General features: G+C 48.1%; 23 protein-coding genes and 1 other annotated feature. All 23 genes read left to right on the plus strand.

The window, feature by feature from the left end; all coding sequences use genetic code 11:
* Nucleotides 1-4: 4 nt before the first annotated feature.
* The 23 genes from prmC (at nucleotide 5) to CAGA_RS03395 (ending at nucleotide 21,485) form a co-directional block, all read left to right on the plus strand.
* Nucleotides 5-850, plus strand: coding sequence for a peptide chain release factor N(5)-glutamine methyltransferase (gene prmC, locus CAGA_RS03285; RefSeq protein WP_243112927.1), 846 nt, complete (start codon nucleotides 5-7; stop codon nucleotides 848-850).
* 132 nt (nucleotides 851-982) lie between these two features.
* Complete coding sequence (recA, locus tag CAGA_RS03290) at nucleotides 983-2,095, plus strand: recombinase RecA (protein ID WP_135657690.1); 1,113 nt, start codon at nucleotides 983-985, stop codon at nucleotides 2,093-2,095.
* Nucleotides 2,092-2,706, plus strand: a complete 615-nt coding sequence (locus CAGA_RS03295) for a regulatory protein RecX (protein ID WP_243112928.1) — start codon at nucleotides 2,092-2,094, stop codon at nucleotides 2,704-2,706. Before recA ends, CAGA_RS03295 begins: the two co-directional genes overlap by 4 nt.
* Nucleotides 2,707-4,038, plus strand: a complete 1,332-nt coding sequence (gene rimO, locus CAGA_RS03300) for a 30S ribosomal protein S12 methylthiotransferase RimO (protein WP_135657692.1) — start codon at nucleotides 2,707-2,709, stop codon at nucleotides 4,036-4,038.
* A gap of 11 nt (nucleotides 4,039-4,049) precedes the next feature.
* Nucleotides 4,050-4,649 carry a CDP-diacylglycerol--glycerol-3-phosphate 3-phosphatidyltransferase gene (gene pgsA, locus CAGA_RS03305; RefSeq protein ID WP_135657694.1) on the plus strand — a complete coding sequence of 200 codons (600 nt, stop codon included), beginning with the start codon at nucleotides 4,050-4,052 and terminating at the stop codon, nucleotides 4,647-4,649.
* A gap of 107 nt (nucleotides 4,650-4,756) precedes the next feature.
* Nucleotides 4,757-4,960, plus strand: a binding site (T-box leader).
* A gap of 40 nt (nucleotides 4,961-5,000) precedes the next feature.
* Entirely contained in the window at nucleotides 5,001-5,663 is a 663-nt protein-coding gene (cysE, locus tag CAGA_RS03310) for a serine O-acetyltransferase (RefSeq protein ID WP_135657696.1), read from the plus strand.
* Nucleotides 5,650-7,056 carry a cysteine--tRNA ligase gene (gene cysS, locus CAGA_RS03315; RefSeq protein WP_135657698.1) on the plus strand — a complete coding sequence of 469 codons (1,407 nt, stop codon included), beginning with the start codon at nucleotides 5,650-5,652 and terminating at the stop codon, nucleotides 7,054-7,056. The genes cysE and cysS overlap by 14 nt, the downstream gene beginning before the upstream one ends.
* Nucleotides 7,057-7,085: 29 nt before the next feature.
* Nucleotides 7,086-7,565, plus strand: a complete 480-nt coding sequence (gene ybaK, locus CAGA_RS03320; protein WP_135657700.1) for a Cys-tRNA(Pro) deacylase — start codon at nucleotides 7,086-7,088, stop codon at nucleotides 7,563-7,565.
* A gap of 167 nt (nucleotides 7,566-7,732) precedes the next feature.
* Nucleotides 7,733-8,764 carry a hypothetical protein gene (locus CAGA_RS03325; protein WP_135657702.1) on the plus strand — a complete coding sequence of 344 codons (1,032 nt, stop codon included), beginning with the start codon at nucleotides 7,733-7,735 and terminating at the stop codon, nucleotides 8,762-8,764.
* Between the two features lie 103 nt (nucleotides 8,765-8,867).
* Nucleotides 8,868-9,260 carry a hypothetical protein gene (locus tag CAGA_RS03330; protein WP_135657704.1) on the plus strand — a complete coding sequence of 131 codons (393 nt, stop codon included), beginning with the start codon at nucleotides 8,868-8,870 and terminating at the stop codon, nucleotides 9,258-9,260.
* Between the two features lie 243 nt (nucleotides 9,261-9,503).
* The gene (locus CAGA_RS03335; RefSeq protein ID WP_167875144.1) at nucleotides 9,504-10,121 is read left to right on the plus strand and encodes a hypothetical protein; all 618 of its coding nucleotides are present in this window, start codon (nucleotides 9,504-9,506) and stop codon (nucleotides 10,119-10,121) included.
* A 240-nt stretch (nucleotides 10,122-10,361) separates the two neighbouring features.
* On the plus strand, nucleotides 10,362-11,672 hold the full coding sequence (locus CAGA_RS03340) for an HD-GYP domain-containing protein (protein ID WP_135657708.1): 1,311 nt from the start codon (nucleotides 10,362-10,364) through the stop codon (nucleotides 11,670-11,672).
* Nucleotides 11,669-12,232 carry a DUF5317 domain-containing protein gene (locus CAGA_RS03345; RefSeq protein WP_135657710.1) on the plus strand — a complete coding sequence of 188 codons (564 nt, stop codon included), beginning with the start codon at nucleotides 11,669-11,671 and terminating at the stop codon, nucleotides 12,230-12,232. The genes CAGA_RS03340 and CAGA_RS03345 overlap by 4 nt, the downstream gene beginning before the upstream one ends.
* A gap of 121 nt (nucleotides 12,233-12,353) precedes the next feature.
* Nucleotides 12,354-12,917, plus strand: coding sequence for a TetR/AcrR family transcriptional regulator C-terminal domain-containing protein (locus CAGA_RS03350; RefSeq protein ID WP_135657712.1), 564 nt, complete (start codon nucleotides 12,354-12,356; stop codon nucleotides 12,915-12,917).
* Nucleotides 12,918-13,256: 339 nt separating this feature from the next.
* Nucleotides 13,257-14,753 carry a glycerol kinase GlpK gene (gene glpK, locus CAGA_RS03355; protein WP_135657713.1) on the plus strand — a complete coding sequence of 499 codons (1,497 nt, stop codon included), beginning with the start codon at nucleotides 13,257-13,259 and terminating at the stop codon, nucleotides 14,751-14,753.
* Between the two features lie 106 nt (nucleotides 14,754-14,859).
* Nucleotides 14,860-15,576, plus strand: coding sequence for an MIP/aquaporin family protein (locus CAGA_RS03360; protein WP_135657715.1), 717 nt, complete (start codon nucleotides 14,860-14,862; stop codon nucleotides 15,574-15,576).
* A 147-nt stretch (nucleotides 15,577-15,723) separates the two neighbouring features.
* Entirely contained in the window at nucleotides 15,724-17,175 is a 1,452-nt protein-coding gene (locus CAGA_RS03365) for an NAD(P)/FAD-dependent oxidoreductase (protein ID WP_135657717.1), read from the plus strand.
* Nucleotides 17,168-18,436: an NAD(P)/FAD-dependent oxidoreductase gene (locus CAGA_RS03370; protein ID WP_135657719.1), complete on the plus strand. Its 1,269-nt coding sequence runs from the start codon at nucleotides 17,168-17,170 to the stop codon at nucleotides 18,434-18,436. Before CAGA_RS03365 ends, CAGA_RS03370 begins: the two co-directional genes overlap by 8 nt.
* On the plus strand, nucleotides 18,433-18,786 hold the full coding sequence (locus CAGA_RS03375) for a DUF1667 domain-containing protein (protein WP_135657721.1): 354 nt from the start codon (nucleotides 18,433-18,435) through the stop codon (nucleotides 18,784-18,786). Before CAGA_RS03370 ends, CAGA_RS03375 begins: the two co-directional genes overlap by 4 nt.
* A 55-nt stretch (nucleotides 18,787-18,841) precedes the next feature.
* Nucleotides 18,842-19,831, plus strand: coding sequence for a dihydroxyacetone kinase subunit DhaK (gene dhaK, locus CAGA_RS03380; protein ID WP_135657723.1), 990 nt, complete (start codon nucleotides 18,842-18,844; stop codon nucleotides 19,829-19,831).
* A gap of 113 nt (nucleotides 19,832-19,944) precedes the next feature.
* The gene (gene dhaL, locus CAGA_RS03385; protein WP_135657725.1) at nucleotides 19,945-20,568 is read left to right on the plus strand and encodes a dihydroxyacetone kinase subunit DhaL; all 624 of its coding nucleotides are present in this window, start codon (nucleotides 19,945-19,947) and stop codon (nucleotides 20,566-20,568) included.
* Nucleotides 20,569-20,587: 19 nt separating this feature from the next.
* Nucleotides 20,588-20,968: a dihydroxyacetone kinase phosphoryl donor subunit DhaM gene (gene dhaM / locus CAGA_RS03390; RefSeq protein ID WP_135657727.1), complete on the plus strand. Its 381-nt coding sequence runs from the start codon at nucleotides 20,588-20,590 to the stop codon at nucleotides 20,966-20,968.
* A gap of 253 nt (nucleotides 20,969-21,221) precedes the next feature.
* Complete coding sequence (locus tag CAGA_RS03395) at nucleotides 21,222-21,485, plus strand: hypothetical protein (RefSeq protein ID WP_135657729.1); 264 nt, start codon at nucleotides 21,222-21,224, stop codon at nucleotides 21,483-21,485.
* Nucleotides 21,486-21,617 lie beyond the last annotated feature (132 nt).

The raw sequence follows: 21,617 nt of genomic DNA on the forward strand, positions 1-21,617 counted from the left end.
GACTTTGGGAGAAACCTACCGGAAAGGGAAAAGCAGGCTGGCTGCCGCGGGGAACGAAAGCCCCGCGTTTGACGCGGCGTGCCTGTTCCAGAAAGTATTCGGTTATAACCGGCAGCAGCTCGCCGTCCACGAAAGGGAACCGGCGCAGGACGCAAAGGCCGGGGAATATGCCGCGCTTGTGGGAGAACGGGCGCAGGGCAGGCCGCTCCAGTATATCCTTGGCAAATGGCCGTTTATGGAACTGGAATTGCTGGTCGGAGAGGGTGTTTTAATCCCGCGCGAGGAAACGGAGCTTCTGGTGCGCACCGCGGCAGAGCTTTTAAAAAGAAAGAACAATCCGTCTATATTGGATCTCTGCTCTGGCACGGGCGCAGTTGCGCTCGGACTGGCTTATTTTTATCCAAAAGCGCGGATATGCGCCGTGGAGCTTTACGACGGCGCATTTTCCTATCTGCAAAAAAATATCCGGAATACGGGACTTCACAATGTAACGCCGCTCCGTATGGACGTTCTGCATCCGGGAGCAGAGGAATTCCCAGAGTGGGATGGTATCGTTTCCAACCCACCCTACGTTACAACCGCTGAAATGGAAACCCTGCAGGAAGAAGTGAAGCACGAGCCGCATACGGCGTTGGACGGCGGCGCGGACGGCCTTCTGTTTTACCGCGCAATTGCAAAGCTTTGGCTACCGAAATTAAAGCCCGGTGGCATTGCGGCGGTTGAAGTCGGCGACGGGCAGGCTGAGGAGGTGGCGGCTCTTTTTCAGGACGCTGGATTGGGCGAAATACGGGTCGAAAAGGACTTTAACGGCATCGCCCGCGTGGTGGGCGGCATATGGGGCAAAGATTAAACATACGTTCGTGATCCGTTCTTTTGTATATTGCTTTTCGTAGAAAGATACGGTATAATTTTAAAGGTAGAAACTGCAAATTTGGGACCGAAAGCCTTACGGTGGAAGGTCTGTCATAAATTGGAGGAAAGCATGGCGACAGATAAGACCAAAGCGTTGGAAACGGCGCTTGCACAGATTGAAAAGCAGTTCGGCAAAGGCGCGGTGATGCGCTTGGGCCAGAATGAGGCAATGCATGTGGAAGCGATTCCGACCGGTTCACTGTCGCTTGATTTGGCGCTGGGAATCGGGGGACTTCCCCGTGGAAGAATCGTGGAGATTTACGGGCCGGAAAGCTCCGGTAAGACCACGCTTGCCCTGCATTGCATCGCACAGGGGCAGAAAAACGGCGGGAACGCCGCATTTATCGACGTTGAGCATGCGCTCGACCCGGTTTACGCCCGCGCGCTGGGCGTGGATGTGGATTCGCTTCTGGTTTCCCAGCCGGATACCGGCGAGCAGGCGCTGGAAATTACGGAAGCGCTTGTGCGTTCCGGTGCGATCGACGTGATTGTCGTAGACTCCGTTGCCGCATTGGTGCCGCGCGCGGAAATCGAAGGCGAAATGGGCGAAGCCCACGTCGGCCTTCAGGCCCGTTTGATGAGCCAGGCGCTGCGCAAGTTGGCGGGTGCGATTTCGAAATCGAACTGTGTCGCCATCTTTATCAACCAGCTCCGTGAAAAGGTTGGGATCACGTACGGCAGCCCGGAAGTTACTCCCGGCGGCCGCGCGCTGAAATTTTACGCTTCCGTGCGCATTGATATCCGAAAAATCGAAACGCTGAAAAACGGAACCGAGCTGATCGGCTCGCGTACCCGTGCGAAGGTGGTAAAAAATAAAATCGCCCCGCCGTTCCGCGAGGCGGAGTTTGACGTGATGTACGGCAAGGGGATCTCCCGCGTAGGGGAGCTGCTTGATCTTGCCGTTAAACTGGAGATTATTCAAAAAAGCGGTTCGTGGTTCTCATACAAGGAAACGCGCCTTGGGCAGGGACGCGACAACGCAAAGAACTTTTTAACGGAAAATGCCGATATCGCCGGCGAAATCGAAGCGCAGGTCAAGGAGAATGTCGGCAAGCTGTTCACCAAAGCCGCTTCTTCTTCCGGTTCTGCAGCGAAGCCGGTCGAAGGGGAAACGCCCGCGCCGACGAACAACGCTTCCCGCGGAAAGACTGCCAATATCGACATTTCCGCAGATGACGAATGATGCTGATTACGGCGGTCGAACCGCGCAGGAAAAGCCTTTCGGCGCTGTTCATCGACGGGGAATTCGCGGTGAATATCGACACCGAAACGCTTTTAAAATCCGGTTTTCGCGCGGGGCAGGAAATCAGCGACGAGCAGCTCCATGAGTTGATTCAGGCGAGCGACAGCCGGCGCGCAAGCGAAAAGGCGCTTTATCTTCTGGAGCGCCGGAGCTATTCGCAGAAAGAGCTTGCGGATAAAATCAGCCGCGTTGCTTCCCGCGAGGCGGCGGAAGCGGCGGCGCAGCATATGGCGGACATCGGCCTTGTAAACGACGAGGACTACGCAAAGCGGCTTGCGGCGGATCTGCTTTGCCGCAAAGGGTATTCCGCTTCCCGCACGCGCAGGGAACTGCAGCAGAAGGGAATCGACCGGGAGCTTGCGGAACAGATTATTGAGGAAGCCGTACCGGACCCGGTTGAAAAAATCAAAGAGATACTGCGGAAAAAATACGGCGGTATGCCCCAGGATGAAAAGGGGCGGCGCAGGAGCATTGCCGCGCTGCAAAGGCTCGGTTATTTTTGGGACGATATCCGCACAGCGATAAATGAAATGGAAAACGAGGACGAATGAATGGCATATAGTGTGGGCCTGGTAAGCCTTGGTTGTGCGAAAAATCAGGTGGATGCTGAAATCATGATGGCCGCGTTGCAAAAAGCGGGCTATGAAATAGAGGACGACGCCGCGCAGGCGGACGCCGTCATCGTTAATACCTGCGGCTTTATTGACGCCGCGAAAAAAGAATCCATTGACGAGATTTTGAAACTTGCCGGCTTAAAGGCGGCTGGCAGGATCAAAGCGATTATCGTTACCGGCTGCCTGGCGGAACGGTACAGGGAGGAAATCCTGAAAGAACTGCCGGAAGTGGATGCCGTGGCTGGAATCGGCGCGGACAGCGACATTGCCTCCGTAGTCGGAAAAGCGCTCGAAGGGGTAAAGCTGGAAAGCTTTCCGGAGAAAACGCTCCTCCCGCTCAACGGCGAACGCCGTCTTTCCACCCCCGGCTATTTTGCGTACCTGAAAATTGCGGAAGGTTGCGACAACCGCTGCGCCTACTGCGCGATTCCGTTTATCCGCGGGCGTTACCGCTCGCGCAAGATGGAGGATATTGTTGAAGAAGCGAAAACATTGGTGCAAAATGGCGCAAAAGAACTCATTTTAATTGCGCAAGACACAACAAAGTACGGCTGGGACCTTTACGGAAAGCTGATGCTTCCGCAGCTTCTAAAGAATTTGTGTGAAATTGGAGGCGTTGCCTGGATTCGCGTTTTATATTGTTATCCCGATTATATTACTGACGAATTGCTGGAAACGATCGCCGGTGAAGAAAAGATTGTAAAGTATATGGACTTGCCGCTTCAGCATTGCAGCGGCAGGCTCCTAAAATTGATGCGCCGCACAGGGAACCGCGAAGAATTGACCGCGCTAATTCGGAAGATGCGGGAAAAGATTCCGAATCTGATCCTTCGCACCACGCTCATTACCGGTTTCCCCGGTGAAACCGACGAGGATTTTACGGAGCTTGCGGAATTTGTGAACGAAATCCGCTTCGAACGCCTTGGGTGCTTTCCGTATTCGCAGGAAGAGGGAACTGCGGCGGCGGAAATGCCTGATCAGATTGACGAGGATGTTAAACAGAACCGCATGGAGCGGATTATGGAAGACCAGATGCGTATCATGCAGGAGTGGGGCGAACAGCAGACCGGAAAAACCTTCCGGGTTCTGGTGGAAGGTTACGATGAGGAGTCCGGCTGCTGGGCGGGTCGTTCCTGGGCGGATTCGCCCGATATTGACGGCCGCATCTATTTTACCGCAGAGAATGCAAATTTCGAGCCCGGAAGTTTTGTAGATGTGAAAATACTGGAATGTGTCGACTGTGAACTGTATGGAATCATTGCTGAGTAGGAGGCGCGTGTATGAATCTTCCGAATAAATTAACGGTGATGCGCATTATCCTGGTTCCTTTTTTTGTTGCTGTCCTTTTAATTCCAGGTATTCCGCACCATTATCTCTGGGCGGCCATTTTGTTCGGCGCAGCGGCGCTAACAGACCATTACGACGGCAAGCTTGCGCGTAAAAACAATCAGGTTACCAATTTCGGGAAATTCCTGGATCCCTTGGCCGACAAAATCCTTGTGATTTCGGCGCTGGTCTGCTTTGTGGATCTCCGGCTTGCGGCAACCTGGTGCGTGCTGGTGATCATCGCGCGCGAATTCATGGTGACGTCGATCCGCCTTGTTGCGGTGGACAGCGGCGTAGTGATCGCCGCCAATAAATGGGGCAAAACAAAAACCGTCAGCCAGATTATCGCCATTATTGCCATACTGCTTTTCCAGTACGTGCAGGAACTGATTTCTCTTGGAAAGCTGTCCTCCTTTACAATCGGCGGCATGCCTAGTGCGGATGTGTTTGCGGCGGCCGGCTATGTTCTGATTCTGATTGCGACATTTTTTGCCTTGCTTTCGGGTATTATTTATATTGTGCAGAACCTCGATGTGATCAATACGACGAAATAAAAAGGTTTCCCGCGCGTGAAAACCGGCGGGGGTTTACTTCCTTTGCTTTTTGGTATATACTATTGTCACCTTTTACGGAAATCTTACTATATTATCAGTATGATATTAAAAATGCAATGAGCGGAAGAAGTAACCGTACTGTGTGTATCAGAGAGGGGACGCCGAGGCTGAAAACGTCCTTTGCAAGGCGTGCGGCGAAATGCATCCGTGAGCAGGCGGGGGGAAAACCAGTATCCCCGCACGGTTGGCCCTGTTACAGGCTTTTCGAGTGAGAAAACGGAGTGGAACCGCGGTAAGACGCCGCCTCCGTCCCCAAAGGGACGGAGGCGGCTTTTTATATGGAGGAATACAATGTTTAAGCGACTGAAAGAAGAGCTTGATTCCATTATGGAACGTGACCCGGCGGCCAGATCGAGGCTGGAAGTCTATTTTCTGTATTCCGGGTTCAAGGCGGTACGCGCTTACCGTAAAGCGCATTGGTTTTATAAACATAACATGAAGTTCATTGCCCGTTATTTATCACAGCGGGCAAGGCATAAAACAGGAATTGAAATCCATCCCGGGGCGACCATTGGGAAAGGATTGTTTATCGACCATGGTATGGGCGTCGTTATTGGGGAAACTACCATTATTGGCGACAATTGTACGCTTTACCAAGGGGTTACGCTGGGCGGCACCGGGAAGGACCACGGAAAGCGCCACCCGACCCTTGGCAACAACGTGATGGTCGGCGCGGGGGCGAAGGTGCTCGGGCCGTTCCGCGTTGGCGACAATGCCCGCGTTGCGGCGGGCGCGGTGGTTCTAGACGAGGTTCCGGACAACGCGACGGCGGTCGGCGTTCCGGCAAGAGTGGTCCGTTTGAACGGCGTGCGCCCGTACAATATGGATCAAATCCACGTGGCGGACCCCGTATCCCAGGAGCTTTGCCATATGGCATTAAAATTACAAGGCTTGCAAAAACAGCTTGATGAAATCATCAGACAAAGAGAGGGAAACCGTGATGAAAATTTATAACACGTTAACACGCCAGAAAGAAGAATTTGTTCCGCTGACGCCGGGAGAGGTTAAAATTTATGCGTGCGGCCCGACGGTGTACAATTACATCCATATTGGAAACGCGCGCCCAATTTGTGTGTTTGACGTGCTGCGCCGCTATTTCGAGTACCGCGGGATGAAGGTGACCTATGTCCAGAATTTTACCGATATCGACGACAAAATTATTCGCAGGGCAATGGAAGAGGGAACCGATTACCTGATGGTATCCGAGCGCTATATCGAGGAATACAAAACTGACGCAAAAGGGCTGAATGTCCGCCCGGCAACAATTCACCCGCTCGCGACCGAGAATATTGATGAAATCATCAAAATGGTTTCCGATCTGATCGAGAAGGGCTATGCCTATGCCACGGACAACGGGGACGTTTACTTCCGCACCAAAAAGGATGCAGGATACGGAAAGCTTTCGCACCAGCCTTTGGAGGATTTACAGGCCGGCGCGCGCATCGCGACAGGTGAAATTAAAGAGGACGCCATGGACTTCGCACTCTGGAAGGGTGCGAAGCCCGGCGAACCGAGCTGGATTTCTCCCTGGGGCGAAGGCCGCCCGGGATGGCACATCGAGTGCTCCGCTATGGCGCGCCGCTACCTTGGTAAAACGATTGATATCCACTGCGGCGGGCAGGATCTGATTTTCCCCCATCATGAAAACGAGATTGCGCAGAGCGAATGCTGCAACGGCGTTCCTTTCGCAAATTATTGGATGCATAATGGCTACATTAATGTGGACAACCGTAAAATGAGCAAGAGCCTCAATAATTTCTTTACTGTCCGCGATGTTGCCGAGCAGTATGGCTACGAGCCAATCCGTTACCTGATGGTCGCGTCGCATTACCGTACGCCCATCAATTACAGCACAGAGGTCATCGAACAATGCAAAGCCGCTTTGGAAAGGCTCTACAACTGCCGCGACAATCTGCAGTTTCTGATGGAAAAGTCCGTTTCGGGCGAAAAGCCGGACGAGCATGCCGTACGCCGCAAGCTGGAAGCGCATCAGGATCACTTTATCGAGGCGATGGAGGATGACCTGAATACGGCGGACGCGGTTTCCGCGCTGTTTGATCTGGCGCGCGACATCAACTCCAACCTCAACGCTTCCACCGCCCCATCGAAGGAACTTTGCCGCTTTGCGCTCGACCTGTTTAACGAGCTTGCGGATGTGCTGGGCCTGCTTTATACGAAGAAAGAAACCACGCTTGACGCGGAAATTGAAAAGCTGATTGCCGAACGTGCCAAGGCGCGGGCAAATAAAGACTGGGCGACCGCGGATAAAATCCGCGACGAGCTGAAGGCGCGTCATGTTGTGCTGGAAGATACGCCGCAGGGAGTTAAGTGGAGGATTGAGCAGTAACCGCCGCGAATACGAAAGGTGAAATAGGAATGGCAAAGGATAATAAAACGAATGTAATGCGCATTTTGGATCGGGCGAAAATACCGTATAAATATTATTTTTACGATCATGAGGATGGAAAGATCGACGGCGTTTCCGTAGCCCACAAGTTGGGACAGAACGTCGAGCAGGTTTTCAAAACCCTTGTCACGCGGGGCGCCAGCCGGAACTTTTACGTGTTTGTGGTTCCGGTTGCAAAGGAGCTGAACCTGAAGGCTGCTGCGAAAAGCGTGGGGGAGAAATCGGTTGAGATGATTCATGTGGATGAAATCAACAAAGTGACCGGCTATATCCGCGGCGGTTGTTCCCCAATCGGTATGAAAAAGCAGTTTCAGACCGTTATTGACAGCAGCTGTGAACAGTTTCCGTCCATCATTGTAAGCGCCGGGAAAATCGGCGCGCAGATAGAGGTGGAACCCCACGCCCTGCTAAACTTTATCGGCGGAAAAACCGCGGAAATCGCTCAGTAAATGCTGATTTGGCAATTGTGAAAGCATCCGGTTTTCCGCCGGGTGCTTTTCCGTGTTTGACATATCCATAGAACTGTACAAAAACAGGACAAAAAGGGAAACTGTCTATTCCTTTTCAGAGGGATTCTTTTTATACTTGAATCATTAAGGATAACGGAGCGGAAAAAATGGAGTACAGACATAAGCTTATACGGACAGCCGTTGGCATTCTTATCGATAAGGCTATTCGGGATATACAGTCCGACCCCGGGAGAAGCATTCGCAATTTGGCGGATATGGGGGACAACTTTTCCAAAACACCGGCACAGAAACGGTTCTTCAAAATCGCGCATGAGATTCTGAAAGACCCCGATAATCCCTATTATGAACTGCTCCTCAATATGACCCGGAATGTATGGCCGGATACCGTCAAGACCGTGGGTTTGAATTTCGGCTATACGGGGCTGAACTACGGGGCGGAAATCCTGCGGGGAAAAGAAGCGGCCGCGGGTAAGAGCATTCCGTGGCTCCTGCGCTTTGATTGCAGTGAGGATGGGGAAAACGCTTTGAACTTCCGGGAAATAGATAAAATCCTTACGGATTCCGTTTCCCTGGGGATCTACACCTGTGTCTTTAAGCTCGGGGAATGCGGAGAAAAAATAGGGCGGATTTTGGAGCTTTGCAAAAATCACAGGGAGTGCTGTGTTTTCGTTGCGATGGACCCGACGACTTCCCTGAAAGGGTTCAGAGAACCGATCATGAAAACGCCGAATCTGATCTTTTCCGTGGATATGACGGAAAGCAGGGAAGTGCAGCCCCAAATTCTTTGTGATTTGCATGAATGGAAATGCTTTTACGGCTTCCATGCGTATTACAATACCGATAATGTGAACGATTTGACATCGGACCGCTTTACCCGCCGCATGATCAGAATGAACTGCATTTTTGGCTGCTATGTCAACTCGGATTTTGAAAATCAGGAGCTTGAGGAGCAGGTGTACCGCTATGTCTGTTCCCGCAGAGGAAAAAAAGGGGAACCGCTCTTCGTGTTTGATTTTAACCGGGATGAAAAATATATTTCGGATACGATCCTGTGCGGAACAGACTTTTGCGTTGGCCCCGACGGCAAGGCGCGGCTTGCTGGCGGGCACTTGGCGGATATGCATCGTGTTTTGCTGTCCGACATGGTAAAGGCGCCGGGCGTTCAGTTCGTTTCATAAAACTTTCACGGTTCATTCAAATATTTATGTGTTCCGTATGTTATGATAAAGAATATGGGGGTCGATGGGCTGTCCGTATTTTATACAGGAGGAGATCCTTTTTATGTATTGGTTTCGAAGAATGATGATGGGCAGGTATGGTACTGACCAGTTATCCATTGCTCTGCTAATTCTTTATATGGTGCTTTCCCTGATTTTGCAATTTTTCCGTGTGCCGTTTTTGTCCCTGCTTGCCTTGATTCCGCTGGCGATTTGTTTCTACAGGATTTTTTCCAGGAACATCAACCGACGTTATGCGGAAAATGCCCGCTTTCTGAAATGGTGGTACCCCGTAAAGACACGGATGCAGAAGTCCTATAGCCGTTTCCAGGACCGGCAGACACACCGCTATTTTAAATGCCCGCATTGTTCCAGTACGCTTCGCGTACCAAGGGGGAGAGGAAAAATTTGTATTACCTGTCCGGTTTGCAGAACGGAATTTATTAAAAAAACGTAAAATTACCGCATGGATTGTAAGCGCTACAACCATGCGGTTTTTGTTGCCTTTAAGCCCGGAAAAGTTTGATTATTAGGAGAGGCAGACAGGTTTGATTTTATACAGATAAAGGAGAAATTATTATAATATTTTCCAAAAGCATTGCGAAGCAATTCGCAATTTAATATAATCTAAATAATAAAATTTTTTTGAAATTTTCATTCTAAGTATATAGGGGGCTCTCAAATGGAGGAAATACGCCAAATGAGTTCGGTAAAGAAGTACATGGATTTGATCGACAAATTGGCTGGAATTATCAAGTCTCACATTGTGATTAATGACGAAGAGATTACCGAAATCCACGTGCTTTCGGATACCAGCCGTTCCCCAAAGCAACTCGCGCGGGATATTCAGTCCGCATTGATGGTGCGCTTCGGTGTGAATGTTGACCACAAGCTGATCAGTATCGCGCAGATTCCGTCCAAGAATACCATGAAGCTCACAGACCGCCTTGTTTTCGAGGAAATCAGTATTTCCAAAAACAAAGAGCGTTTCACCGCCCGCGTTACCCTTTGCGACGGGAATTCCACCTTCAGCGGAGAGGCCACCGGCCTGAATGACCTAATGGAGGGCAATAAAATAATCTGTCAGGCGACTTTGAATGCGGTTTTGAATTTTGTAAATCCCTGTGTCGTGCTTTCACCGGTTGAAATTAAGGCGTTTGATTTGGCCGGTGAAAAGGTGGTTGCCGTTTGCATTGCGGTGAAGATTCAGAGCAAGGTGGAGCATTTTCTGGGCAGCTCCTTTATTGGCGACGACGCAGGTTCGGCAGTTGTGAAGGCCACGCTGGATGCTCTGAACCGAAAGCTGGCGAATACATAGCCGGTTTTATTTGCTAAAAATCAGGTTTGCAGTAATTTTTTTCTAGCGTAGAGGATATAGCCTGTTTACTAGCGGAGAACAGAGTCTGTTTTACGGAGGCTATATTTTATGAAAAAAATTCTTTTTGCGTTGATGTCCATTCTTTCTGTGATTGCGGCTGCAGGCGCAGGCTTTACATGGCAATAAACTTAATTTAACATAGCTGCGAACCTGATTTTTTATATAAGAAGGAGGTAACATATGAGCCGTACTTCAAAAATATACGCCTGTTTCATTTCAGTAATCGGAATTACGCTAGGCTCATACTGTGTTTATCAATATTTTCATACGGTTTTTTCCTATTCGGATCCGAAGGCGGAACTTAGGCAGTTTGGCGTTCTCCTGCTTTTGTACTTGATTTGCCGGTGTCTGCCCATTTACATAAGAAAAGATTATGCGATTGACATGTCGTTTATTTGCAATCTTGCGTCTATTTTATGCAAAGGCCCCTTTGCATCGGCGGCGATGGTTATTATTGCTACGCCGTTTGTAATTGTTCCGACCAATTCGAAAGACAGGGCCTACGACCATTTTTTTAATAAGCCGCCCATTAAGACGGCTTTCAATGCGGGAAATTTTACTATTGCTGTATTTCTGGCCGCCGTTGCATACCAAAAATGCGGCGGAGACATTAAAAACATCAGCCAGCCGCAGAATTTTATTCCGGCGATTGTTTCCATAGTCACATTTTTTCTTTTAAATTGTGCCATTCTAATGTTCCTGTTTCATTTGGACAAGCAGGTTCCGTTTTTTTCCGCGCTCTTTAAAAATCTGTACCAGTTTTTCCCGAATATCTTGGCTTCTGCCCCGATCGCATATTTTCTTGCGAAAAGCATGGAAATAAAAAACGGGGAGTTTCTGGTAATCCTGATCACGCTCCCTTTGCTGCTGGCACGGTACAGTTTTGTGTTATACCTCGATGTAAAGCAGAATTTTTACAACATGCTCAAGACGCTCACAGCGGCGCTTGAGGCAAAGGATAAATATACCGAGGGCCATTCACACCGTGTGGAAGACTACGCCGAGATGATTTCACGCAAATTGCACTGTTCCTTGTCGGAGCAGGATAATATCAAAGTGGCCGCCCTGTTGCATGATGTGGGGAAAATCGGCATTGACGACGAAATTCTGAACAAGCCCGGCCCGCTTACGCCCGAAGAGCGGAAGGTTATTATGACACACCCGCTGATCAGCGAAGCAATTCTGGAGAATGTGAAGCTGAATAAAAAAGTGCGTTCCGCCATCCGCCATCACCATGAACGCTATGATGGAGGCGGCTATCCGGACGGCACAAAAAGGGATGAAATCGGCATGGAAGCCTATATTATCGGCGTTGCGGACGCGTTCGATGCAATGACGAGCGACCGGGCTTACTGCGCCAGTATGCCGATTGAACGGGTAGCTCGGATTTTGCAGGAGGAAAGCGGGAAGCAGTTCCATCCGAAGGCGGTTTCTGCCTTTTTGGAAGTACTGCGCGAAAGGGGCTATCTTCAAACGGGAGGACAGGAATGATTTTACTGTTTTTTGCGCTTGCTGGTATCCTGATTGCCGCTTTGTTGAATTTTTTTCACGGCAGGAAAAACCAGTATCGAAATCTGGGGGAGATCCGCGGCCTGTGGCTGCCCGTCCTGGGGCTTGCCCTTGAATTGCCGTTTACCCTTTTCCCGGCCTATGCTGAAAAAGCGGGCTGGATGTTTACAATTGCAAGCTATTTGTGTATTTTCGCTTTTCTCTTTCTAAATCGGCAGAAAAGGGCTCCGGTTTGGCTGACTGGGCTGGGAACTTTCTGCAATTTTTTCGTGATTGCCTGCAACGGGTGGCGCATGCCGGTGTCGGTGCGTGCGCTAGCTGTTTATCCGGATATAACCGCGGAGGCGGTATATGCAAAAAAGGCGAATTATTTCGTTGCGCTGCACGGTGCGAATTTCTCTTTTTTAAGCGATGTGATTTATGTGCCGATTCCGCGAATCGGTGGATTTATCAGTATAGGGGATATTTTGCTCGGTCTTGGTACAGCTTTTTTTATTGTCCAAACATTGACTGATAATAAATACCCTGAATTATTTATCTGATTTCGCATAATAAAAATTTCCTTGAAACATATTGCTGATTTATAGTATAATATATATTATTGTTCAGGGTATGCCTTTAAAATTTGTTTAAAAAGTTGAATGTGAAAATGGAGGAGAGAGTATGGAGTATCCGTCGCAGACAAAACAACAGTTGGCGAATTCACTAAAAGAACTGATGGGCCATACACCGTTCAATAAAATTACTGTTCATAATGTAACAAGTAACTGCGGTTTAAATCGCCAGACTTTTTATTATCATTTTAAGGATATGTATGAACTCTTGACATGGATTTACAGTACTGAAATCTTTAACCAGGTGGTTGAGGAACGGGATGAGCCGTGGGAAGCGGCGGTCGTGAAGGTTATTCGGTATTGTAAAGCAAACCGGGCCTTTTGCAGAAATACCATACGTTCCATGAAAAAAGAGTCGATGGAGGGCTATTTACAGCCGGTTGTCCGCAATTGGGTGGAAAAGCTGGGAATCGACATTGCAAACAGCAAATACATAAGCAAAGAAGATGCAAAATTTCTCGTGGACTTTTTCACATCGGCCTTTGTAAATTATGGCATCCAGTGGATCAGCCGAGGAATGCAGGAGGATGAAGATTTTATTATTGGGAAAATAAAAGCGCTGCTTCGAATTATTTATCACGGCGCGGAAAAAGAAAAACGGATTGCTATTTAAACGAAGCCCTGTACATTTTGTACGGGGCTTTTTATGCTATATCGAAAAAAATTGTTAATGCTCACTAAGCAAAATGAATCAAACATAGAAAAATTACCTAAAAAAAAAGACATGGTTTACAAATATAACTAAAAATATTGCATGATTTATATAATATTTATCATATCTAAACAAAGCGAAAGAATTGTCTAAATACAAATTCGGGGCGGGGTGTTATGATATACGCATAGATGGTGATGCGGTGAAAACCGGAAAACCAAAGTTATGGGAAGGTGCCCTTTGGGGCAAACGAAAGATACAATTACTGTATCGGAAAAACATTTTAGGGGAGGTTTTTTTATGGCCAAGTATGTAATGGCGTTGGATGCCGGCACAACAAGTTCACGTTGTATTCTTTTCAATGAGAAGGGTGAAATGTGCAGCGTGGCGCAAAAGGAGTTCACACAGTATTTCCCAAAGCCAGGCTGGGTAGAGCATGATGCAATGGAGATTTGGTCCACCCAGATTGGTGTTGCTCAGGAAGCAATGCTGAAGATTGGAGCCGTAGCTTCCGATATCGCGGCGATCGGTATTACCAATCAGCGTGAAACCACGGTTGTGTGGGACAAGAAAACAGGCGAGCCTGTTTACCACGCCATTGTTTGGCAGTGCAGACGTACATCAGAGTACTGTGACTCTTTAAAGGCAAAAGGCTTAACAGAAACTTACCGGAAAAAGACAGGCTTAATGATTGATGCCTACTTCTCGGGCACGAAATTAAAATGGATTCTTGATAATGTTCCGGGCGTAAGGCAAAGAGCAGAAGCCGGAGATTTACTGTTCGGTACCATTGAAACATGGCTAATCTGGAAACTGACAAAGGGCAAGGCCCATGTTACTGATTATTCCAATGCTTCCAGAACCATGCTGTTTAATATTACGGAGCTGAAATGGGATAAGGAAATCCTTGCCGAGCTGAATATTCCGGAATGCATGCTCCCGACTCCGAAACCGTCAAGTTGCGTTTACGGCGAAGCGGATTCGTCCTTCTTCGGCGGCCCGATTCCAATTGCAGGTGCCGCAGGCGACCAGCAGGCTGCGTTGTTTGGTCAAACTTGCTATACTCCCGGCGAGGCGAAAAATACATACGGTACAGGCTGCTTCATGCTGATGAATACAGGTGAGAAGCCGGTTTACTCCAAGAACGGCTTGGTTACCACAATTGCATGGGGCCTAGACGGCAAAGTTAATTATGCACTTGAAGGTTCTATTTTTGTAGCCGGCGCTGCGATTCAGTGGCTGCGTGATGAAATGCGTTTGGTAGATTCTTCACCAGATTCCGAGTACATGGCAACGAAAGTTAAGGATACAAACGGCTGTTATGTGGTTCCTGCGTTTACCGGTCTGGGTGCTCCGCACTGGGATCAGTACGCCAGAGGTACAGTCGTTGGTATTACCAGAGGCGTGAACAAGTATCATTTCATCAGAGCTACTTTGGAATCCCTCGCTTATCAGACCTATGATGTACTGAAAGCAATGCAGGATGACTCCGGCATTACGCTGAACGCTCTGAAGGTTGACGGCGGTGCTTGCGCGAACAACTTCTTAATGCAGTTCCAGGCCGATATCATCAATGCTCCTGTCCACAGACCGGTATGCATTGAAACAACGGCGATGGGTGCTGCTTATCTGGCAGGCCTTGCGGTTGGCTATTGGGCAAGCAAAGAAGACGTTATCAAGAACTGGCAGATTTCCAAGATCTTTGAGCCTTCCATGGACAGCGCTCATCGTGAGGAAATTATCAAAGGGTGGAACAAGGCTGTTAAATGCTCTTTCGGTTGGGCGAAAGAAGACTAATTCATTCGTTCGAGTATAGAAAAGCGACTAAAACAGTTACTAATCGGTCCCGCGGGAGGGCGACCTATCTACGGGACCGATATAAAAAAGATTGAGGTGTATGGATATGTTACCTTATTTAGCTGAATTTTTAGGTACGGCTCTATTGGTTCTCCTGGGCGATGGCTGCTGCTGCAACGTAAGTTTGACAAAATCTGGACAAAAAGGTGCCGGTACCGTTCAGACTGGCATTGGATGGGGTCTCGCAGTTATGGTTCCTGCTTGCATTTTTGGTGCGGCTTCCGGTGCCAGCTTTAACCCTGCGCTGACCATCAGCTTGGCAGCAATCGGCAAGTTCGATTGGGCTATGGTTCCCGGCTATGTTGTTGCTCAAATGTTAGGTGGCTTTGTAGGTGCTATTCTCGTTTATATCACCTTTAAAGATCACTTTGACGCTACAGAAGATGGCCCGACAAAGCGCGGCGTTTTCTGTACTGGTCCGTCCATCCGCAACATCGGACGCAATATCTTCCAAGAAGCAGTTGCAACATTTGTACTTGTTTTTGCACTCCTCGGCTTCGGCAATGTAAAGGGTGCTGCTGATGCAGGTGTTAACTACTTCTTCGTATGGGGCATTATCGCTGCTTGCGGCATGTGCTTAGGCGGTCTCACAGGTTATGCAATGAATCCTGCTCGTGACCTTGGTCCCCGCATTGCTCATGCGATCCTCCCGATTAAAGATAAGGCAGATTCTGATTTCAGCTATGGCCTCGTAGTTCCTGTCTTTGGGCCGATCATTGGCGGCCTTGTCGCTGCGTTCTTGTTCACGGCCATTCCGTGGTAGGATAACGCTATTTATTAGGTTATATTATTTGGCATACCTTGTAAATACATAGCGATAAATTCACAGAATATTTGCAGGGGCAACAATCGTGTCTGCCCCTGCATTATTTTAAAAATCCTAAATAATTAAAAGAGTGGTGTACACAAAATGATGGATGTAATTATCATTGGCGGAGGCGTTGTTGGTTGCGGTGTAGCACGCGAATTGTCCCGTTACAAGCTGAACATAGCGCTGCTTGAAAAGACCGATGATATCAGCAATGGCCAAAGTAAAGCCAATACCGCCATTATCCACGGCGGATATGATGCCAAACCGGGCACGCTGAAAGCAAAGTTCAATGTCTTAGGCAATAAAATGTACGACAAAGTTTGCGAGGAACTGGACGTTCCCCATAAGCGCAATACATCTTTAGTTGTTTCTTTTGGCCCTGATGGCCACGCTGAACTTGAAAAATTACTGCAACAGGGAATTGAAAACGGAGTTCCGGGTCTAAGCATTATTGGACAGGATGAACTTAGAAGAAGAGAACCGAACATTGGCTCTACAGCGTATGAAGCATTGCTGGTTGAGACCGGCGGGATTGTCTGCCCGTACGAAATGACACAGGCATACGCAGAGAACGCGGCAATGAACGGTGTTACTTTCTACCGCCAAGCAGAGGTTACAGGGATTGAAAAAGTAGAAGGCGGTTGGAAAGTTATAAGCAAAGCCGGTACTTTTACAGCAAAGGCAGTTGTGAATTGCGCCGGGCTTTACTCAGATGTCATTAACAACATGGTATCCGAGGACAAGATTTCAATTGTCCCCCGCAGAGGCGAATATTATATTGTAGACAAAAAATATGCGGACGCATTCCATGCTTCCATCTTCCAGCTTCCAACGAAGATGGGCAAAGGTATCTTGGTTACGCCGACCGTTGACGGGACTGTGCTCCTTGGGCCGACTGCGGAAGATATTGACGATAAGACTGATACAAGAACCACAGCAGAAGGCCTTGCAAAGGTTTTGAAATTTGCGAGCCTTACATGGGAACACATTCCGATGAGAAACTTCATTACGACTTACTCCGGTCTGCGTGCCCACTGTGACAGAAACGATTTCGTGCTTGGCGAAGCTCCGGATGCCCCGATGTTCTTCAACGCGGCAGGCGTCGAGTCCCCGGGTTTGACTTCCGCACCGGCAATCGCCCAGTACCTTGCTGAAATGATTGCTGACAAGCTTAGCGCGAACAAGAACGAAAACTTCAATCCGATTCGCAAGGGGATTCCGAAGTTCAGAGAAATGAACGACGAGCAGAGAGCAAGAGCAATTTCCATTAACCCGGATTACGCCAAGGTTGTCTGCAGATGTGAAACAGTAACCGAAGCGGAAATCAGAGAAGCAATCCGTAGACCGGTCGGTGCAAGATCGGTAGATGGAGTTAAGAGAAGAACCAGAGCCGGAATGGGCAGATGTCAGGCCGGGTTCTGCACACCAAGAACCGTGGAAATATTATGTGAAGAGCTTCATATATCCCCGCTTGAGGTGACAAAGTTCGGAGGAAACTCCAAGTATATTGAAAGCTACCTTTTTGAGAAAGGGGATAATGAAAATGCGTAATGTTGACATTTTGATTATTGGCGGCGGTCCCGCTGGTTTAGCGGCTGCAATTTCAGCCTACGAAGCGGGTTGCAGAGATATTCTGATTCTTGAAAGAGAAGAAAATCTTGGCGGCATACTCAAGCAGTGCATACATAACGGCTTTGGGTTGCATACTTTTAAAGAAGAACTTACTGGTCCGGAATATGCACAGAGATATATTGATAAGGTGCTCGAATACGGCATTCCCGCCCAGTGCGACACCATGGTTATTAACATCACTCCGGACAAGGTTGTTACAGCGGTCAGCCGTGGCGCCGGTCTGGAACACTTTAAGGCTAAATCCATTATTCTTGCCATGGGCTGCCGCGAGCGTCCGAGAGGGTCGCTTGGTACCCCGGGCTGGAGATGCTCCGGTATTTATACCGCCGGTACGGCACAGAAATTTACAAACTTAAAAGGATTAATGCCGGGCAAACGCGTTGTTATTCTTGGTTCCGGTGACATCGGCCTTATCATGGCCCGCAGAATGACATTTTTGGGCGCCAAAGTTTTGGCTTGCGTCGAATTGATGCCTTACTCTGCCGGACTGAAGAGAAATATTGTTCAATGCCTCGATGACTATGGCATTCCGCTTCTTCTCAGCCATACGGTTGTTGATATTGCGGGAAGAGAGCGTCTGGAAGGAGTTACGGTTGCAGAGGTTGATCCGAAGACCCTGAAGCCGATTCCGGGTACGGAGCAGTATTTCGAATGCGATACCCTGCTGCTTTCGGTTGGCTTGATTCCTGAAAATGAGTTGAGCACGATGGCTGGCGTTAAAATTTCTCCGGCGACGAATGGTGCCGAAGTGAACGAGAATCTGGAAACGTCGGTAGAAGGCATCTTCTCTTGCGGCAACGTTCTGCATGTTCACGATCTGGTTGACTACGTTTCCGAAGAATCTGCAAAAGCAGGTGCCAACGCATATAAATATGTACAAGGTCAGCTTAGCAGAGAAGAAGATACCCTTGAAGTGGAGAACGGATTCGGTGTTTCCGGTGCTGTACCGCAGCATATTTCAAAGGATCTCAATGAGCCGATCACCATTATGTTCCGTCCGAGAGGCGTTTTCAAGGATGCGCAGGTTTGCATTGATGTAGGGGATGTTCAGGTGGCTACAAAGAAGAGCCGTATCCTTACCCCCGGCGAAATGGTTACATTAAAGTTCAGCCCGGAATATCTCCGGAAAAATACAAATGCTGACAAAATCACTGTTAGAGTGGAGGCGCAGCAGTCATGATAAAAGAAATTACTTGCATCGGCTGCCCGATGGGCTGCAGGATCACAGCCGAACTGGATGGAGATAAAATTCTTTCCATCGAAGGATTTACTTGCAATATCGGTAAAAAATATGCTCAGGAGGAACTGACCGTTCCTACAAGAATGGTAACCGCTTTGATGCATATTTGTGGAACCGATCAACCCCTTTCCGTAAAAACGTCGAAACCGATTGAGAAAAGTAAGATATTTGATTGTCTGAAAGAGATTTCAAATCACTACGTAATGCGTCCGGTTCACATTGGCGAGGTCGTCATTAAAAATGTGTGCGGTACGTCGGTTGATATTGTTGCGACGAGGGACGTTGAATAAGAATACGGTATAAAGCCGTATTTAGGAATTAAAATATTTGACAGGAGGTATTTTTGTGAAGAAGCTAATTAACTGCGTCGAAAATGTTGAGCGCGAAATGATTGAAGGCTTGGTAAAAGCCTATCCGAATCATGTGCGAAAGCTGGATTGCGGAAATGTTGTGGTTAGGGCGCATAAGAAAGAAGGCAAAGTTGCGCTAATCAGCGGCGGCGGCAGTGGCCATGAACCGGCCCACGGCGGTTATGTAGGCGAAGGTATGCTTGACTGCGCTGTGGCTGGGGCAGTATTTACTTCACCCACTCCTGATCAGATTTACGAAGGAATTAAAGCGATCGCCACGGATAAGGGCGTCCTGATGGTAGTGAAAAACTACACGGGCGATGTTATGAACTTTGAAATGGCGGCTGAAATGGCACAGGCTGACGGTATTGACGTGCAATACGTCGTAACAAACGACGATGTTGCCGTGGAAAACAGCCTTTACACGACCGGGCGCCGCGGCGTTGCCGGTACGGTGTTTGTTCACAAAATTGCCGGTGCGAAGGCGGAAACGGGCGCAGATCTGAATGAAGTCCACCGCGTAGCGCAAAAGGTTGTTGACAATGTGCGGAGCATGGGAATGGCGCTTACTCCCTGTACTGTTCCCGCGGCTGGAAAACCTGGTTTCGAACTCAACGAGGATGAAATGGAAATTGGCATTGGCATCCACGGGGAACCAGGTACGCACAAAGAAAAAATCAAAAGCGCCGATGAAATCGCCGTAACGCTTCTTGATAAGATATTGGCGGACATTGATTATAACGATAAAGAAGTGGCTGTTATGATTAATGGATCCGGCGCAACCCCCCTAATGGAACTCTTTATTGTCAATAATAAGGTTCATGATTATCTTACCGAAAAAGGAATTAAGATTTATAAGACCTTTGTAGGCAACTACATGACCTCCCTCGAAATGGCGGGCTTCTCCATTTCGTTGCTGCGCTTAGACGATGAGTTAAAAGAACTGCTCGACGCGAAAGCCGACACGCCGGCCTTTAAAGAATAAAAAATTTGGAAAGCGGCGGAGCTTTCCGTTCCGCCGCATATTCTTTATCTGTCTGCATATATATAGTTTGTTAAGAATAGGGAATCATGTTGCTTTTGAAAGGAAATGTAATTATGACGGACAGTAAAAAATTAATTGACATCATTCAAAAGATCAGTACACAAATTCAAATGGATAAAGACTACTTGACAGAATTGGATAATGTGATTGGAGACGGTGACCACGGGATTAACATGGCGCGTGGATTTAAAGAGGTAGAGAAAAAACTGTCTGATTTCTCTAATAAAGACATCGGTTCTATTTTGAAAGCGGTTGGAATGGCATTGGTTTCAACGGTTGGCGGAGCTTCCGGGCCGCTTTACGGTACAGCGTTTATGAGAGCGGGCGCGGCAATCGGAGCGAAAAACGAAATGGACGGCAATGATTTCCTGAATGCAATGGAAGCAGCGATTGAAGGAATCAAAATGCGTGGAAAGTCGCATGAGGGCGAAAAAACGATGCTCGACGCGTTAATTCCCGCTTATAATGCAATGAAAAAAAGTTACGAGGAAAACAACGATTTTAAAGCTGCTATTTCAAAAGGTGTAGAAGCAGCTGAAAAAGGCGTAGAATATACAAAAACCATCATTGCAACCAAAGGAAGAGCCAGCTATCTTGGTGAAAGAAGTATCGGTCATCAGGATCCGGGCGCAACCTCTGCCTGCTTGATGCTAAAGGTTATTCAAAGTTCGCTTTGAGAAGCAGGAAGGAAAATATATGGTAGGAATTGTAATTGTATCGCATAGTGAAAAGCTTGCGCAGGGCGTCGCGGAGTTGGCTGGTATGATGGCCAGCGAGGCTCCGGTAGCGGCTGCCGGCGGTTTGGATGATGGTTCGCTGGGAACCAGCTTTGAAAAGATTGTTAAGGCTGTCGATTCGGTTTATTCCGATGACGGCGTTGTAATTCTTATGGATATGGGCAGCGCCGTAATGACGGCGGAAATGGTTATTGAAAGTATGCCCGATCGAAAAATTAAAATGATTGACTGCCCTCTGGTTGAGGGCGCTGTTGTGGCCGCGATCGCTTCCAGTTCCAATGAGAGTATGGAGGATATTATTCAGGCTGCACAGGAATCCACTTCAGAGAAAAAGCTCTGATTTAAATTTGATTACTCCTTTACTTATTCCATGTTTCGACACACACCATAGCAGTAGGCGCGCCAGTTCTTTGAACGGTGCGCCTGCTGCTATTTAAGCGCAATTTTTTCTTTTCATTTCATTTAAAGCTTACTGCTTGCGGCAAGATCTTGCTACAGGAAAATGGGACGGATAAACGGCATGAAGCAGGGAATATTACAGAATTGGGATTTACATTGAATCCTATTAAACTATAATGTAAAGGAGCATTATTATGAGTAAAAAATATACTTTTCCAACAAATGTGAATGGAATATCCGATGACGATACAAAAAAATGCAATTTTATTACAGACGCGAACTGCATTGGACAAGCGGAAAAAAATCCCGATTACAAGAAAGATGCGAATACGGATACAAGCTCGTACCAACCGAATCGTGTCGAGAATAAACGGAATGAAAACGATAGTTGGAAAACAAGCCCTCTGGAAGCCGATACCCCGATTGATCCGAAAACCGGTTCTGATAAAAATCGCTAAAGAAAAGCCCTCCTTTTCGAGGGCTTTTCTCTTTTTGTATAACGAAAACTTCCGGCATATCCGGGAGTTCAAAAAGCTTTAGCGGTGACCAAAATGCGGGCTAAATCTTTTCAACAATCCTCCCGTTTCGTT

Source organism: Caproiciproducens galactitolivorans, assembly GCF_004768785.1.
Classification (GTDB): Bacteria; Bacillota; Clostridia; order Oscillospirales; family Acutalibacteraceae; genus Caproiciproducens; species Caproiciproducens galactitolivorans.